This window comes from Micromonospora sp. CPCC 205558 (assembly GCF_036902955.1).
GTDB lineage: Bacteria > Actinomycetota > Actinomycetes > Mycobacteriales > Micromonosporaceae > Micromonospora.
Window position 1 is genome coordinate 16,872 of the sequence record NZ_JBAKHR010000037.1, and the last position, 16,364, is coordinate 33,235.

Genomic DNA, 16,364 nt, shown 5'->3' on the forward strand with positions numbered 1-16,364 from the left:
AGCTCTGTCGGCTCTGTCCAGCTTCCTCAGTGCACCGAGCGGGCGTACGCGGCGGGGGACACCCCGGCCACGGCGGTGAAGTCGCGGACCAGGTGGGCCTGGTCGCTGTAGCCGAGGTCGGCGGCGAGGTCAGCCCAGTTCAGTGGGCCACCAGCGGCCTGTTCGACCGCCTCCTGGAGCCGGTAGCGGCGGATCACCCACTTCGGCCCGACCCCCACGTACTCCAGGAAGAGTCGTTGCAACCGGCGGACCGGGACGTCGTGCCGTGCGGCGAAGTCGTCGACGCGCAGCACGGTCCGGTCGGTACGGATCACCTCGGCCAGCCGGACGGCCTCCTCGGCCATCGGCTCCGGCTCGGGCCGCCAGCCGGTGAGGAGGGTGTCCAGTGCCCGGCAGCGCTCATCGTCGTCGCTCGCGCAGACCATCGTGTCCGGTGCTGCCAGTCGGCCGGCGGGTAACGGCACCCGACGGTTGGTCAACTCGCTGACCGGCCGCTGCCAGAACGGGTGGAAGCCGCCGGGGCGGAACTGCACCCCGGACACCCGGCCGGTGCCGCTGAGCGTGATCCGGAACAGGTCGTGGCCCACCCCGGCCACCTCGCTGGCCTCGGGGCCGTCGCCGTCACGTTGGAACACCACGTTCACCGCCGGGTGCGGCACGACCCGCTGCTCGAACGGCGAACTCAACGCCCAGTCGATCAACCAGTAGTGCTCGACCCACGGGCGCAGCGACTCCGCCGGCAGGTGTCGACGGAAGCGCACCTCGCGCAGCAGGCGCCCGGGGTCCAGGATTCCCCGGCTGTCGCCGCGCGGTCGCTGTCGCATTTGTTCAAGACCACCCTCATACGCTGGCCCTATGTCCACTCAGACTAGCGATCTGCTGGCCGCCGCCGCGCCGCGAACCGTCGACGTGGTGCGCGGGATCTCCGACGACCAGCTCGACCTGCCCACGCCGTGCCGGGACTACCTGGTCCGTGATCTGCTCAACCACCTCTTCCAGGTGGTGGTCAACTTTCAGGAGTTGGCCGAGAAACGGCAGGTGGAGTGGGCCGAGAAGCCCGACCACCTGGGCGACGGCTGGCGGGACCGGTTCGAGGTGGAGACCGACCGGTTGGTCGCCGCCTGGTCGGACCCGTCCACCCTGGAGGGCGTGTCACCGGGCATGGGCATGCCGCAGTCCGTCATCGGCGGCATGGCCCTGCTGGACCTGACCGTGCACGGTTGGGATCTCGCGGTCGCCACCGGCCAGCCGTACCACCCGGCCCCGGAGGCGGTGGCCGAGCTGCACGGGCTGGTGGAGCGGTTGGGCCCGACCGCCCGCCAGATGGGCGTCTTCGCCGAACCGGTCCCGCTCGCTGCCCCCACCGAGGCAACCATCCCCGACCTGGCCCACCTCCTAACCCAAACCGGCCGAACCCCCACCTGGCCCACCCCCTAACCCCCCGCCCCCCTGGCCCGGGTCCCCACCCTTTCTCCCGTCGATCATGAAGTTATTGCCATCCGACTCGGCGTGTCGGCGCAATAACTTCATGATCGACGGGGTCGGGCGGGGGTGGGGGTGGGTTGGGGGGTTGTTGACTTGGGTATTCGCTGGGTGAATAGTGGGTGGGGTGTCCACGCCGCATGTTCTGCTCGGGTTGCTTGCTGGGGGCAGCCGGCACGGGTATGAGCTGAAGCGTGCGCACGACGAGCGGCTGCCGCGCGCTCGGCCGTTGGCCTTCGGGCAGGTCTACGCCACTCTGGGTCGCCTCGAACGCGACGGGCTGGTGGCAGCCGCCGGGCAGGACCGCGTGGCCGGGCCGGATCGCACGGCGTACGCGCTGACCGACCAGGGGCGGGACGCGCTGGACCAGTGGCTGTCCGCGGTGGAGCCGCCCATGCCGTACGTGGCGAGCGCACTCTTCGCCAAGGTCGTGGTGGCGTTGCTGGTCTCCGATGTCGATCGGACCCGGTCCTACCTGGTCGCCCAGCGGGCCGCGCACACCGCACGACTGCGGGAGCTGACCACGGTCAAGACCGACCCGGACGCCACCCTCAGCGATGTGGTCGCGGCCGATTTCGCGATCGCCCACCTCGACGCGGATCTGCGGTGGCTGCACGCCACCCTGGGCCGGGTCGCCGACTGGCACCGGGAGGTGCATCCGTGACGCAACTCCAGGCTCGCGGCGTGGTTCGGGCGTACGGCCCGACGCCCGCGCTGCGCGGCGTGACGCTCGACGTGGCCGAGGGCGAGATCGTCGCCGTCACCGGGCCGAGTGGCTGCGGCAAGTCGACCCTGCTGCACTGCCTGGCCGGGATCATCCGGCCGGACGCCGGCGAGGTCACCTGGCGCGGGCACCGCATCGACACCTGGTCGGAGGCGGCCCGGTCCCGGCTGCGGCGCACCGAGTTCGGGGTGCTGTTCCAGTTCGGGCAACTGGTGGCGGAGCTGACCGCCGCCGAGAACGTCGCCCTGCCCCTGCTCCTCGCCGGCACGGGGCGGCGAGAGGCACGGACGGCGGCGCTCACCTGGCTGGAACGGTTCGGGGTGGCCGAGGTGGCCGACGTCCGGCCGGGTGAGATGTCCGGTGGGCAGCAGCAACGCTGCGCCACCGCGCGGGCGCTGGTGACCGAGCCTCGGGTGCTCTTCGCCGACGAGCCGACCGGCGCACTGGACACGCTCACGGGCGAGCAGGTCCTCGTCCAACTGGTCCGGCTCGCCCGTGAGCAGCGCACCGCCGTCGTGCTGGTCACCCACGAGCCGCGGATCGCCGCGTACGCCGATCGGGAGATCGTGCTGCGCGACGGCCTGGTGGACCACACCGGCCTGGGGGTCGACGTGCCGCTGGCCGGCGGTGCTCGGTGAGACCGACGACGCTGGTCCGGCTCGCGCTCGCCGGCACCCGCACCGACACCGCCAGGGTGGTGCTCACCGCGCTCAGCGCCCTGCTGGCGACCCTGGCCGGGCTCGCGGCGCTCACCGTGTTGGCCATCGAGAAGCCCGCCGGTGACGCCTGGGAGCAGTCCGAGCAGTACCGCAACGCGTTGCTGCGGGAGCCCGGCCTGCGCGGCGGTACCGCGTTCGCGTTGCTGATGCTGATGGTCCCGGTGCTGGCGTTGGCGGGTCAGTGCGCCCGGCTCGGTGCGCCGGCCCGGGACCGTCGGTTGGCCGCGCTCCGGTTGGCCGGTGCGACTCCCGGGCAGGTCACCCGGCTGGTGGTGCTGGAGACCGGGGTGGCCGCACTGCTCGGCACGCTGGCCGGCCTGGGTGTCTACCTGGTTGGCCGCGACCTGCTGCACCGACCGGACGCGCGAGGTCAACTGGCCCTGCCCACCGACGTGCTGCCGTCGACCGGCGCGCTGGTCGGCGTCGTGCTCGGTCTGCCGGTCGTTGCGGCGCTGGCCACCGCCCTGATGCTGCGTACGGTCACCACGAGCCCGCTCGGGGTGACCCGGAAGGCGGCCCGTGAACGTGGTCCCGGCCCGTGGGCCGGGCTCCTGATCGGGTTCGGCGTGGTGTCGTTCGCGATGGTCCGCTCGGTGGCGTTTCGGTTCGACAGCAACGGAGGGCTGGGCTGGCTGGTGCCGGTGCTGTTCACGGTGAGCGCGTTGGCGGCGATGATCGGGGTGGTGATCGGCGCCGGCTGGATCTCGTACACCTGCGGGCGGTTGCTGCGCCGGCATGCCCGCCGTCCGGCCGCCCTGCTCGCGGCGGGCCGGCTGATGGCCGATCCGTGGGCGGGCAGCCGCACCTTCGCCGCGCTGCTCGCCGCCCTGATCTTCGGCGGGGGCGCAGCCGCACAGCGTGCCTACTTCGCCACCAAGGACCAGATCGAACGGGAGCAGAGCCGACTCATCGGTGTGGACGCTGGCGGCGGGAACCCCTTCTACCTGTCCACGATGGATCTGGTCGACGCCGCGGTGGCAGTGGCCATCCTGATCGCGGCGGGCGGGCTGATCGTCGCGCTGGTCGAGGGGATCGTCGCCCGTCGGCGTGCCTACGCCGCGTTGGTCGCCACCGGGGTGCCCCGCGGCACGCTGAGCCGTTCGGTGGCCTGGCAGGCGTTGGCACCGGCCGTGCCGGCGATCCTGCTCGCGCTCAGCGTGGGCACGGTGCTCGGCCGAGGGCTCGGCGGAGAGACGGTGTCGACGGGGGTCTCGTCGATAGGTGTCTGCGAGGCCACAGCGGCGCTCTGCAACGACCCGGCCACCCGCGACCAGTACACCCGGATCGTGTACAGCCCCGACGTGCAGCGAGCTGTTCCCGTACCGCTGGAGCACCTGGCCTGGCTCGGCGCTGGCGCGTTGGTCGCGATGCTGCTGACGATCGGCGTCGGTCTGCTCTTCCTGCGTGCCAGCACCGCTCTAAACGAGCTGCGGACGACCTGAGCCGAGGGGCAACCCCCGGCCCAGGTCGACCTCGTGCGGCATGAACGCCCGATGGGTTCAGGCGGTGAGCAGGCCGGAGGAGAGCGCGATCAGCGCGCCGACCACAGCCGAACAGCAGCAGACCAGGAGGCCGCCGACCAGCGCGAGGATCACCCAGACCCGGCGATCCCGCGCCACCGCCGCCAGGCTCGGTCGGCGGTTCACGCGCGACCGATGCGGTCCAGGATCCAGGCGTTGATGAACGCCTCCTCGCGCCAGGAGTCGTAGCGACCGCTCGGGCCGCCGTGCCCGGCGCCCATCTCGGTCTTCAGCAGGTAGTCGCCGTCAGGGGCCACCGCCCGCAGCCGGGCGATCCACTTCGCCGGCTCCGAGTAGAGCACCCGGGTGTCGTTGAGGCTGGTCACCGCGAGGATCGCGGGATAGTCCACGGCGGCCACGTTCTCGTACGGCGTGTAGGACTTCATGTACGCGTACACCTCGGGGTCGTCGAGGGGGTTGCCCCACTCCTCCCACTCGGTGACGGTCAGCGGCAGCGACGGGTCGAGGATCGAGGTGAGCGCGTCCACGAACGGCACCTGCGCCACGATCCCGGTGAACGCGTCCGGAGCGAGGTTGGCCACCGCGCCCATCAGCAGGCCACCGGCCGAGGCGCCCCGGGCGACCAGCCGGTCGTTGGCCGTCCAGCCGGCCTTGACGAGGTGCCGGGCGCACGCCACGAAGTCGGTGAACGTGTTCTTCTTGGCCAGCAGCTTGCCCTGGTCGTACCACCGTCGGCCCAGCTCGCCGCCACCCCGGATGTGCGCCACCGCGAAGACCACGCCCCGGTCCAACAGGGACAGTCGGGCCACCGAGAACCACGGGTCCATGCTGGCCTCGTACGAGCCGTAGCCGTACAGCTCGCAGGGCGCCGAGCCGTCCCGAGGGGTGCCGACCCGGCAGACCAGCGAGATCGGCACCCGGGTGCCGTCGTCGGCGAGCGCCCAGTCGCGGTGCTGCTCGTACTCGGCCGGGTCGTACGGTCGCCCGTCCGGCCCGGGCAGCACCGGCTTCTGCTTGAGCAGCACCATCTGCCGGGTGACCAGGTCGTAGTCGTACACCGAGTCGGGGGTGATCAGGGAGGAGTAGCGCAGCCGGACCTGACCGGTGCGGTACTCCGGGTTGACGTCCAACCCGACGCTGTACAGCGGCTCGGGGAAGTCGATGTCGTACCCGTCGTCACTGCCCACCGGCAGCACCCGCAGGCCGGTGAGCCCGTCGGTGCGCAACGACACCACCAGGTGGTTGGCGAAGGCGTCGACGGCCTCCAGCCGGGTGCCGGGGGTGTGCTCGATGAGCGGCACCCAGTCGCCCGGCACGTCCGCCGAGGTGAACGCCAGCGCGAAGTCCTCCGCGCCGTCGTTGTGCAGGATCAGGAACCGGTGGCCGTGGTGCTCCACCGTGTATTCGACGCCCTGTCGGCGCGCAGCGATCACGGCCGGCGCACCGGTCGGGTTGCCGGCGGGGATCACCAGCACCTCGCTGGTGACCTTGCTGTGCACGTCGATGAGGATGAACTTCTCCGACCGGGTGAGCTCCACGCCCACCCAGAACCGCTCGTCGTCCTCCTGGTGGACCACCACGTCGTCGGCTGCGGGGGAGCCGATGGTGTGCCGCCAGACCCGGTTCGGCCGCCAGGCGTCGTCCACCGTCACGTAGAACAGCACCGAGGCGTCGGTCGACCAGGCGGAGCCGTAGAACGTGTCCGGCACCTCGTCGGGGAGCAGCTCGCCGGTGGTCAGGTCCTTGACCCGCAGGGTGAACCGCTCGTCGCCGGAGAAGTCGGTGGAGTAGGCCAGCCAGCGACCGTCCGGGCTGACGTCGAACGCGCCGAGCGAGAAGAAGTCGTGCCCCTCGGCCAGCAGGTTGCCGTCGAGCAGCACCTCTTCGCCGTCGAGTGGGGCGCCGTCCGCGCTGACCGGTGGGTCGGTCTCACCGTCGCGGACCGCCCGCCGGCAGTGCACTCCGTACTGTTGTCCCTCGACCGTCCGGGTGTAGTACCAGTGCCCGCCCTTGCGGGTCGGCACGGACAGGTCGGTCTCCTGGGTGCGTCGGCGCGTCTCCTCGAACAGGTTGGCGCGCAGGTCGGCCAGGTGTGCCGTACGCGCGTCGGTGTACTCGTTCTCGGCGGTCAGGTAGGCGATCGTCTCCGGGTCGTCCTTGGCGGCGAGCCAGGCGTAGTCGTCGACGACGGTGTCGCCGTGGTGGGTGCGCTCGCTGGGCACCCGCTTCGCCGCGGGCGGGGCAGTCTCGGTGGTCACGGCGGCCACGTTACCGGCCGGCAGCCGCAGTGCGCCGGACCAGCGGCATCCCGATACTCGCCACCACTGCTTTCGAACACATGTACGATAGCCGGCATGGCGGCAGCAGCGAGTTCCCTCGGCCGGTCCGGAGCCCTTGAGATCACCCGGCGGTTGGCGGCGATCTGCGGCCCACCCTTCTCCCGGCTGGCCGGGCCCGCCGACGAGGTGGCGGGGCGACCGGCGCGGTGGGTGGCCGTCCCCGGCGGCCCGCACGCCGCCGCCGAGGTGCTGCGGCTGGCCGCCAGGCACGACCTGACGGTGGTGCCCCGAGGTGCGGGCACGAAGATCGACTGGGGTGCCACTCCCGTCCAGGTCGACATCCTGCTCGACACCGGCCGGTTGGCCGGCATCGGTCACGAGCCGGCCGACTCGCTGGTGACGGACGTGGGGGCCGGCACTCCACTTCGGGCGGTGCAGGCCACCCTGGAGCGCACCGGGCAGCGGCTCGCGATGGATGCGCCGTCACCCGGCGCGACAGTGGGTGGCGTGCTCTCCGCCGGAGAGGCCGGCCCGCTCCGCCACCGCCACGGCAGCCCCTGCGACCAACTGCTCGGTGTGCGCTACCTCGCCGCCGACGGCGAGCTGATCAGTGTCGGCGGTGGTGCACCCGGGCTCGACCTGGCACGCCTGCTCTGTGGCTCCCAGGGCGCGCTCGGCGTGCTCGTCGCGGCGAGCCTGCGGGTGCAGCCCGTGCCGGCCAGCAGGCTCTGGGTGTCCCGCCCGGTGTGGACGCCGTTGGAGGTGCACGACCTGGTCCGGACGATCCTCGCCGCACGCCTGGAGCCGTCGGCCATCGAGCTGGACCTGCCCGGAGGCACCCCCCGCCCGCGTACGCCGTACCCGCCCGGTCACCCGGCGGCCACCGCCCGGGAGCGCCATCCGTCGATGTCGGGCCGGGCCGGTGCCCCGTCCCGGGCCGGCAGTCTGGTGGTGCTGCTGGAGGGCGGCCCCGCCGACGTCACCGAGCGGGCCGAGCGGCTGGTCGGCGTGCTGCACGGGGAGGCGACGATCGCCCACTCCGCGCCGACGTGGTGGCGCCGCTATCCGTTCGCGCCCGGTGACACGGCGCTGCGCCTGGAAGTGCCGATCGGTGACCTGCACGCTGCCGTCTACGCGTTACGCGACGCGGCCGGCTCGCCGGTCCCGGTGCGCGGGTCCGCCGGGCTGGGCGTGGTGCACGCGGCGCTGCCCGGAGCGCTGGCACCCGACCGGGTGGCGTCCATCCTGGCCGCCGTCCGAGGGGTGCTGCTGGCCCGGCAGGGCCGCTGCGTGGTGGTCTCCGCTCCGGCGGCGGTCCGCCAGGCGGTCGACCTCTGGGGCGAGCTGGCCGGCCTGGCCCAGTTGCGAGCCGCGAAGCGGCACCTGGATCCGGAGCACCGGCTGGCGCCCGGTCGGCTCCCCGGCGGCCTCTGAAACCGGGCCGCCTCTGAAACCGGGCGGCCTGCGCGGCCCGCCCGGGTCAGTCCATCCACCAGCGGTGCATGTCCAGCAGCGGCGGGGTGAGACGGGCCACCAGCACCAGCACGCCGCCTACCGCGCCGGCCAGCAGCAGGGAACGGGTCGCCCGGGGCAGGGCCTCGCGCTCCCGGGCGGCCACCGCCACCGCGACGATCGCCAATGGCAGCCCGAGCACCGCACCCGCCAGGTAGAGCACGGCCACCACGGGGTGCAGCACCCCGAGGAGGGCGATGTCCTTCGGGTCGTACGCGCCGGTCAGCATCTCGGCCGGGCCGACGCCGGCGGTCGTCATCCGACCGACGTAGATCAGCAGCACGGCGAGGAACCCGCCGATGGTCGCGAGCTGCGCGACGATCAGGGCACGGACGATCGGCCGGGGGTACGACGTGACCTGCGCGTCACTCGACATGGCCGTCAATCTACCGACCGGACCCGAGATCGGGGTGCCGGGCGGCGGTCAGGTCGCGTCGTTGCGGAGCACCAGGACGGCGATGTCGTCCCGGGGTGGCTCGACCGAGAAGTTGATCGCCGCGGCGCGCAGCCGGGCAGCCACCACGTCGGCCGAATAACCGGCCAGCGGCGCGGCCGCGTCCCGCAGCCGGTCGGTGCCGAACAGCTCCCGGCCGTGCCGCCGCTCGGTGACGCCGTCGGTGTAGAAGATCAGCGAATCACCCGGCGCGAGCGCGATCTCCGCCGTCGGCGACGTGATCGTGTCGAGCAGGCCGAGCGCGGTGCCGCCGGTGCCGACGAACTCGGCGCCGCCCGCCCCGGCCAGCAGCACCGGCCGGTCGTGCCCGGCGAGGTGCAGCGACACTGCCAACTGGTCGCCCTCGCCCGGCCCCACCGCCGCCAGCGCCAGCGTGCAGTAACGGCCGCCACCGCGCTCGACGAGCGTCTCGTTGAGCCGCGCCAGCGCCTCCGGCAACGGTTTGCCGTCGCCGACCAGCACCCTGATCACGTCCCGGACCAGCCCGGTCACCGCGGCGGCCTGGACACCCTTGCCCGAGACGTCACCGATCACCACCAGCCAGCGCCCGTCGGGCAGTGGCACCACGTCGTAGAAGTCGCCCCCCACCTCGGCGTCGTCGCCGGTCGGGACGTACTCGGCGGCGAACCCGATCCCGTCCACCACCGGCAGCACCGGCGGCAGCAGCGACTGCTGGAGCGTCTGCGCCACGCGACGGCGCTCGGCGTGGATCCGGGCATTCTCGATGGCCAGCGCGGCCCGCCGGGCCACGTCCTCCAACACGGCCACCTCGTCCGGGTCATGCCGGTGCCGCTGGTGCCGTCCCACCGCCAACGTCCCGAGTCGCTGGCCGCGGGCGATCAGCGGGACCGCGAAACCCTCCATCGGCCCGCCCAGCGGGATCTGCGCCGCACTGCGGGACGCCTCGCGCAGGCGGGCCTGGATCGAATCCGGCCCGGTCTCGGCCAGCACCTTGTGCAACTGCGGAAGCATCGACTCGTCGGCGTGGCTGGCCGCCGCCAGCCGGAGCCGGCCCCACTCGTCGGTGGTGTGCACCGCGCACCACTGACCGAGTCGCGGCACCACCAGCTGCGGCACCAGCGCCATGGTCAGGTCGACGTCCAACGACTGGGCCAGCAGCTCGCTCGCCTCGGCCAGGAACGTCAGCCACACCTGCCGGCGGACGTCGGCCCGGCGCAGCCGGTCGTTCTCCAGGTGCAGCGACAGTCGCTCGGCGGTGAGCACCGCCAACGGTTGGGCGTACGCCGACGGCGCGGCGTCCAGCTCCAACTCCCCGGCGTACGGGCGGTGCACCGTCAGCGGCACCCGGAGCAGTTCGCTGCCGGAGCGGGGCGGCCGGCCGAAGCGGGCCAGCACCTGGCTGCCCTGCCCGTCGCCCCGGTCCAGCCGGATCGTGCCGCCGGCCGCGCCCACCATCTCGGCGACCCGGCTGAGCAGGCTGGCGGCGAAGTCGGGCAGCGGGTCGTCGGCGTACAGGTCGGGGGCGGTCTGCATGAGTTCGCTCATCGCGCTGGCGCTCGGCGCGGAGCGGTCGGTGCTCGATTGTGGGCCGGCGCTGGCCGGTGTCGACTCGCCGACGCTGCCCGCGGCGGGCGGGTCGACGCCGGAGCGGTCCAGCCGGAACCAGACGCCCTTCCCCGTCGGCAGGTACGTGGTGCCCCACCGGCTGGCGAAGTGGTCGACCAGCAGCAGGCCCCGGCCGCGCACGGAGACCTCGTTGATCTCGGTGGAGTCGTTGCGGTCGCCGACGGTCAGCTCGTCGCCCGAGCCGGGGGCGAAGTCGGAGACGGTGACGGTCAGCCCGCTCTCGTCGGCGACGACCTCTACGTCCAGTTCGGTGCCGGCGTGCTCGACGGCGTTGGTGGTCAGCTCGGTGGTGAGCAGCAGTGCCTCGTTGGCCAACTCGTCCAGGTGTGACTCGGTCAACACCGAGCGGACCACGGCGCGTGCGGCGGCCGGCGTGCGGCGGTCGGCGGGCAGCCGGACACGCCGGACGGCCCCGTCCCGGGCCCCGGCCGTCGCGGGCCCCGCCTCGGCTGACACCCCCGTATCCTCCACCGTTGCCCTGCCAGGTGCCAAGCCGATCATCAATCGGGGCTGTCGCGTCGGTCAGCGCCACCTGTGGCGGGTCACAGGCTGACGCGTCCAAACGACCGGTGCGGGAGCGGGGCGAGGTTTGCGGCGTGCCGTGCCGGCCCGACGCCGATCGGGCGGGTCGGTGGGGCGATCGATGTCATCTGGCGGGTCGCACACCCTGGCACCACGGCGCGCGCGGGCACAATATGGGGTGCCGGCGTGTCCGCACGGACCGGCGCCCCCAAGTTGAGCGAGGAATGATGACCACGGCGAAGCAGTCGTTCGCGGATCCGTCCGCGCCCGACCACGAGGCGCTCCTCGGCGAGTTGACCGAGGCACTGCGACGGATCGGTCGCGGCGACCTGAAGGTCCGGCTTCCCCGCCGCGCTGGCGCGGCCGGTGAGGTGGCGGACGCCTTCAACGAGGTGGTCTCGCTCCAGGAACGGCAGTACCTGGACCTGCGGCGGATCAGTCGGATCGTCGGCCGCGACGGCCGGCTCACCGAGCGGCTCGACGACGAGGGGCTGGACGGCTCCTGGGCGGAGGGGCAGCGGGCCATCAACTCGCTGATCGACGACCTGGGTCGACCGACCACCGAGATCGCCCGGGTGATCGTGGCGGTCGCCGACGGTGACCTGTCCCAGCACATGGCGTTGGAGATCGACGGTCGGCCGCTGCGCGGTGAGTACCTGCGCATCGGGCGCACCGTGAACACGATGGTGGACCAGTTGTCGTCGTTCGCCGACGAGGTGACCCGGGTGGCCCGTGAGGTGGGCACCGAGGGCAAGTTGGGCGGCCAGGCCGACGTGCGGGGCGTTGCCGGCACCTGGAAGGACCTCACCGACTCGGTGAACACCATGGCGTCGAACCTGACGGGCCAGGTGCGGTCGATCTCGCAGGTGGCGACGGCGGTGGCCAAGGGCGACCTGTCGCAGAAGATCACGGTTGGCGCGCGTGGTGAGGTCGCCGAGCTGGCTGCCACGATGAACTACCTCACCGACACGCTGCGGCTCTTCGCCGAGCAGGTGACCCGGGTGGCCCGTGAGGTGGGCACCGAGGGCAAGCTGGGCGGTCAGGCCGAGGTGCCGAACGTGGCGGGCACCTGGAAGGACCTGACCGACAGCGTCAACTCGATGGCGTCGAACCTGACCGCCCAGGTCCGCAACATCGCGCAGGTGTCGACGGCGGTGGCGCGCGGTGACCTGTCGCAGAAGATCACGGTGGCCGCGCAGGGCGAGATCCTGGAGTTGAAGGACACCGTCAACACGATGGTGGACCAGTTGTCGTCGTTCGCCGACGAGGTGACCCGGGTGGCCCGTGAGGTGGGCATCGAGGGCAAGCTCGGTGGCCAGGCGCAGGTGCGTGGCGTCTCCGGCACCTGGCGGGACCTCACCGAGAACGTCAACCAGCTCGCCGGCAACCTGACGAGCCAGGTCCGCAACATCTCCCAGGTCTCCACGGCCGTGGCGAAGGGCGACCTGTCGCAGAAGATCACGGTGGACGCCCAGGGCGAGATCCTGGAGCTGAAGAACACCGTCAACACGATGGTCGACCAGTTGTCGTCGTTCGCCGACGAGGTGACCCGGGTGGCCCGTGAGGTGGGCACCGAGGGCAACCTGGGCGGTCAGGCGCAGGTCAAGGGCGTCAGCGGCACGTGGCGGGACCTGACCGACAACGTGAACTCGATGGCGTCGAACCTGACCAGTCAGGTCCGCAACATCGCCTCGGTGACGACGGCGGTGGCGAAGGGTGACCTGTCGCAGAAGATCACGGTGGACGCGCGGGGCGAGATCCTGGAGCTGAAGTCGACCGTCAACACGATGGTGGACCAGTTGTCGTCGTTCGCCGACGAGGTGACCCGGGTTGCCCGTGAGGTGGGCACCGAGGGCAAGCTCGGTGGCCAGGCGCAGGTGCGCGGCGTCGCCGGCACCTGGCGGGACCTGACCGACAACGTGAACTCGATGGCCTCCAACCTGACCGCCCAGGTGCGCAACATCGCGCAGGTCTCCACCGCCGTGGCGAAGGGCGACCTGTCGCAGAAGATCACGGTGGACGCGCGGGGCGAGATCCTGGAGTTGAAGTCGACCGTCAACACGATGGTGGACCAGTTGTCGTCGTTCGCCGACGAGGTGACCCGGGTTGCCCGTGAGGTGGGCACCGAGGGCAAGCTCGGTGGTCAGGCGCAGGTGAAGGGTGTCTCGGGCACGTGGCGGGACCTGACCGACAACGTGAACTCGATGGCGTCGAACCTGACCAGCCAGGTCCGCAACATCGCCTCGGTGACCACCGCAGTGGCGAAGGGCGACCTGTCGCAGAAGATCACCGTGGATGCCCAGGGCGAGATCCTGGAGCTGAAGTCGACCGTCAACACGATGGTCGACCAGTTGTCGTCGTTCGCCGACGAGGTGACCCGGGTCGCCCGTGAGGTCGGCATCGAGGGCAAGCTCGGCGGTCAGGCCCAGGTGAAGGGGGTCTCCGGCACCTGGCGGGACCTCACCGAGAACGTCAACCAGCTCGCCTCGACGTTGACCACGCAGCTGCGGGCCATCGCCCAGGTGTCCACCTCGGTGACCCGGGGCGACCTGACCCAGCGGATCGCGGTCAAGGCGCAGGGCGAGGTCGCCGAGCTGAAGGACAACATCAACCAGATGATCGTCACCCTCCGGGAGACGACGAAGAAGAACGCCGAGCAGGGCTGGCTGGACTCCAACCTGGCCCGGATCGGTGGCCTGTTGCAGGGCCAGCGCGACCTCGGCGAGGTCTGCCGCATGATCATGACGGAGGTGACCCCGCTGGTCGACGCCCAGCTCGGCGCCTTCTTCCTGGCCGACGACACCGACGGCAGCATGCGACTGCGGCTGACCTCCTCGTACGGGTATGTGGCGCGGGGCACCGACGTCACCTTCGGGCCGGGTGAGGGGCTGGTCGGGCAGACCGCGTTGTCCCGCCGCACGATCCGGGTCAGCGCCTCCCCGAACAGCCGGCTCACCCTGCGGTCCGGGCTGGCCGAGACACCTCCGTCCGACCTGGTGGTGCTCCCCGTGCTGTTCGAGGGCGAGCTGCTCGGGGTGATCGAGTTCGCCAGCGTGTCGGCGTTCTCCGACCTGCATCTCGCGTTCCTGGAGCGGTTGGTGCTCACCATCGGCATCGCGGTCAACACCATCCAGGCCAACCGGCGTACGGAGGAGCTGCTGGCCCAGTCGCAGCGGCTGGCGCACGAGATGCAGGAGCAGTCGGCGGAGTTGCAGCGCACCAACGCCGAGCTGGAAGAGAAGGCCACTCTGCTGTCCGAGCAGAAGGGCAACATCGAGACGAAGAACCGGGAGATCGAGCTGGCGCGGCTGGGCCTGGAGGAGAAGGCGCAGCAACTGACCCGGGCGTCGGCCTACAAGTCGGAGTTCCTGGCCAACATGAGCCACGAGCTGCGGACCCCGCTGAACTCGCTGCTGCTGCTGGCCCGTCTGCTGGCCGAGAACTCGGAGCAGAACCTCAGCCCGAAGCAGATCGAGTTCGCTCGGACCATCCACGGGTCCGGCTCCGACCTGCTGCGTCTGATCGACGACATCCTCGACCTGTCCAAGATCGAGGCGGGTCGGATGGACGTCGAGCCGACCGAGATCCGCTTCACCGAGCTGCGCGGCTACGTCGAGCAGGCGTTCGCGCCGCAGGCCGAGGAGAAGAACCTGGACTTCCAGGTACGGGTGAGCAAGGATCTGCCACCGGCGTTGGTCACCGACGCGCAACGGTTGCAGCAGATCCTGCGAAACCTGCTCTCCAACGCGGTGAAGTTCACCGACAACGGTGCGGTGACGCTGCGGATCGCCCCGGCCGCGGAGGACGCGGTCTTCGACGTTCCGGCGTTGACGAACGCCCAGCAGGTGATCGCCTTCACCGTGATCGACACCGGGATCGGCATCTCCGACGACAAGCTGTCGATCATCTTCGAGGCGTTCCAGCAGGCCGACGGCACGACCAGCCGGCGGTACGGCGGCACCGGCCTGGGCCTGTCGATCAGCCGCGATCTGGCCCGACTGATCGGCGGCACCATCACCGTCTCGTCCGCGCCCGGTCAGGGCTCGACGTTCACCCTGTTCGTGCCGCAGGTGCTGGCCCCGGACGCCGTGGTCGCGCCGCAGAATCCGTCTCCGCAGCGCGCCGGCCTGCCATCGTCGCTGCTGATGCCGCCGCTGGAACTGCTGCCGGACCGGCCGGACGCACCGGCCACCCGTCAACTGGACGGCGCCACCGTGCTGATCGTGGACGACGACGTACGCAATGTCTTCGCCTTGACCAGCGCGTTGGAGCTACACGGGATGACCGTGCTGTACTCGGACAACGGGGCGGACGGTGTCCGCCTGCTGGCCGAGCATCCGGAGGTGGACATCGTGCTGATGGACGCCATGATGCCCGACCAGGACGGCTACGAGACCACCCGCCAGATTCGCCGCAACCACCGGTTCGCGGACCTTCCGGTGGTCTTCCTGACCGCGAAGGCGATGCCGGGCGACCGTGAGTCGGCGCTCGCTGCCGGGGGCAGCGACTACATCACCAAGCCGGTCGACCTGGATGACCTGATCGAGTTGATGTCGTCCTGGATCAATGGCAGCCGGACCGAGGAGACTTCGTGACCCAGATGGCCAAAGCGCTGCTCGTGGACGACCGGCGGCAGAATCTGACGGCCCTGGAGGCGATCCTCCAGGGCCTGCCGGTCCAGTCGGTGGCGGTGGAGAGCGGAGAGGCTGCGCTCAAGCAGCTGCTGGTGGACGACTTCGCGGTGATCCTGTTGGACGCGCAGATGCCGGACATGGACGGCTTCGAGACGGCGAGCCACATCAAGCGCCGCGAGCGGACCCGGCACGTGCCGATCATCTTTCTCACCGCCGCCGACCGGGACGCCCAGCTCGCCCTCCGGGGGTACCAGGTGGGCGCGGTGGACTACCTCACCAAGCCGTTCGACCCGTGGGTGCTGCGGGCCAAGGTGTCGGTCTTCGTCGAGTTGTGGGTGAAGACCCGGCAGCTGGCCACCCAGTCGGACCTGGTCCGGGAGCGCGACACGCAGTGGCGGCGGCTAACCGACGCGGTCGACGAGGCGACATCCCTGCTCCGCTCGGACGACCCGGAGGTCCGCGACCGGGCGGTGCGGCTGCTCGAACAGGCCCGCTGGGGCAACACCGCCTGAGCGGCGGGCGGCTCAGCCGGTGGGCTGGTCGTTGCGGATCATCAGGGCGCTGCGGAGGCCCGTGATGTCCAGCACCCGGATCAGGAAGTCGCCAACGTGGGTCAGCATCAGCAGGCTCTGCGCGTGGCTGGCCTTGCGGCTGAGCACGACCAGGGTGCCCAGACCCTGCGAGTCGCAGAAGGTGACGCCGCCGAGGTCGAGCACGATCCGTGGGGGTGGGTCGGCCAGCACCTCGTTGACGACGGTGGAGAGCTGCGCCGCAGTGAGCATGTCGATCTCACCGGCCAGGCGCAACACTGCTTCGTCGCCCGTCCGGTGTAGCGTGATGGACAGTTCGGCACGATCCACCCGATCAGCCTAGCGCGATTTGATCGACCTGGCCTGTCGAGGCCGCGAGCCAGGCCTGTCCGGCCCGTGGGCCGCGGCTGTCCAGGCCGCGAGGCCCACCGGGTCGGCGC

13 protein-coding genes are annotated in these 16,364 nt (G+C 71.4%); 7 read left to right on the plus strand and 6 right to left on the minus strand.

Features of this window, described 5'->3' with window-relative positions; all coding sequences use genetic code 11:
• Positions 1-26 precede the first annotated feature (26 nt).
• Positions 27-824, minus strand: coding sequence for an AraC family transcriptional regulator (locus V6U86_RS29450; protein ID WP_334508963.1), 798 nt, complete (start codon positions 822-824; stop codon positions 27-29).
• Between the two features lie 31 nt (positions 825-855).
• Between V6U86_RS29450 and V6U86_RS29455 the strand changes: the two genes are divergently transcribed.
• From V6U86_RS29455 to V6U86_RS29470, 4 genes are all read left to right on the plus strand, one after another.
• Positions 856-1,437 (plus strand): TIGR03086 family metal-binding protein, encoded by a 582-nt coding sequence (locus V6U86_RS29455; RefSeq protein WP_334508966.1) that lies wholly within the window; start codon positions 856-858, stop codon positions 1,435-1,437.
• Between the two features lie 172 nt (positions 1,438-1,609).
• On the plus strand, positions 1,610-2,146 hold the full coding sequence (locus tag V6U86_RS29460; protein ID WP_334508968.1) for a PadR family transcriptional regulator: 537 nt from the start codon (positions 1,610-1,612) through the stop codon (positions 2,144-2,146).
• The gene (locus V6U86_RS29465) at positions 2,143-2,844 is read left to right on the plus strand and encodes an ABC transporter ATP-binding protein (protein ID WP_334508971.1); all 702 of its coding nucleotides are present in this window, start codon (positions 2,143-2,145) and stop codon (positions 2,842-2,844) included. The genes V6U86_RS29460 and V6U86_RS29465 overlap by 4 nt, the downstream gene beginning before the upstream one ends.
• On the plus strand, positions 2,841-4,367 hold the full coding sequence (locus tag V6U86_RS29470) for an FtsX-like permease family protein (protein ID WP_334508973.1): 1,527 nt from the start codon (positions 2,841-2,843) through the stop codon (positions 4,365-4,367). Before V6U86_RS29465 ends, V6U86_RS29470 begins: the two co-directional genes overlap by 4 nt.
• 57 nt (positions 4,368-4,424) lie before the next feature.
• Here the strand turns inward: V6U86_RS29470 and V6U86_RS29475 are convergent, their stop codons facing one another.
• A complete protein-coding gene (locus tag V6U86_RS29475) occupies positions 4,425-4,571 on the minus strand; it encodes a hypothetical protein (protein ID WP_334508975.1) in 147 nt (48 codons plus the stop codon).
• Positions 4,568-6,664, minus strand: coding sequence for a S9 family peptidase (locus V6U86_RS29480; RefSeq protein ID WP_334508977.1), 2,097 nt, complete (start codon positions 6,662-6,664; stop codon positions 4,568-4,570). Before V6U86_RS29480 ends, V6U86_RS29475 begins: the two co-directional genes overlap by 4 nt.
• A gap of 96 nt (positions 6,665-6,760) precedes the next feature.
• Between V6U86_RS29480 and V6U86_RS29485 the strand changes: the two genes are divergently transcribed.
• On the plus strand, positions 6,761-8,119 hold the full coding sequence (locus V6U86_RS29485; RefSeq protein WP_334508978.1) for an FAD-binding oxidoreductase: 1,359 nt from the start codon (positions 6,761-6,763) through the stop codon (positions 8,117-8,119).
• A gap of 46 nt (positions 8,120-8,165) precedes the next feature.
• On the opposite strand, the gene V6U86_RS29490 is transcribed toward V6U86_RS29485, so the two are convergent.
• Both V6U86_RS29490 and V6U86_RS29495 read right to left on the minus strand, forming a co-directional pair.
• The gene (locus tag V6U86_RS29490) at positions 8,166-8,573 is read right to left on the minus strand and encodes a hypothetical protein (protein WP_334508980.1); all 408 of its coding nucleotides are present in this window, start codon (positions 8,571-8,573) and stop codon (positions 8,166-8,168) included.
• 48 nt (positions 8,574-8,621) lie between these two features.
• Positions 8,622-10,694, minus strand: a complete 2,073-nt coding sequence (locus V6U86_RS29495) for a SpoIIE family protein phosphatase (RefSeq protein ID WP_334508982.1) — start codon at positions 10,692-10,694, stop codon at positions 8,622-8,624.
• 293 nt (positions 10,695-10,987) lie between these two features.
• Here V6U86_RS29495 and V6U86_RS29500 point away from each other — a divergent pair, with 293 nt between their 5' ends.
• Positions 10,988-15,355, plus strand: a complete 4,368-nt coding sequence (locus tag V6U86_RS29500; protein ID WP_334508984.1) for a HAMP domain-containing protein — start codon at positions 10,988-10,990, stop codon at positions 15,353-15,355.
• Positions 15,352-15,906, plus strand: coding sequence for a response regulator (locus tag V6U86_RS29505; protein ID WP_334508986.1), 555 nt, complete (start codon positions 15,352-15,354; stop codon positions 15,904-15,906). Before V6U86_RS29500 ends, V6U86_RS29505 begins: the two co-directional genes overlap by 4 nt.
• 12 nt (positions 15,907-15,918) lie before the next feature.
• Here V6U86_RS29505 and V6U86_RS29510 read toward each other — a convergent pair whose 3' ends face one another.
• Complete coding sequence (locus V6U86_RS29510) at positions 15,919-16,254, minus strand: STAS domain-containing protein (RefSeq protein WP_007454492.1); 336 nt, start codon at positions 16,252-16,254, stop codon at positions 15,919-15,921.
• Between the last annotated feature and the right edge of the window lie 110 nt (positions 16,255-16,364).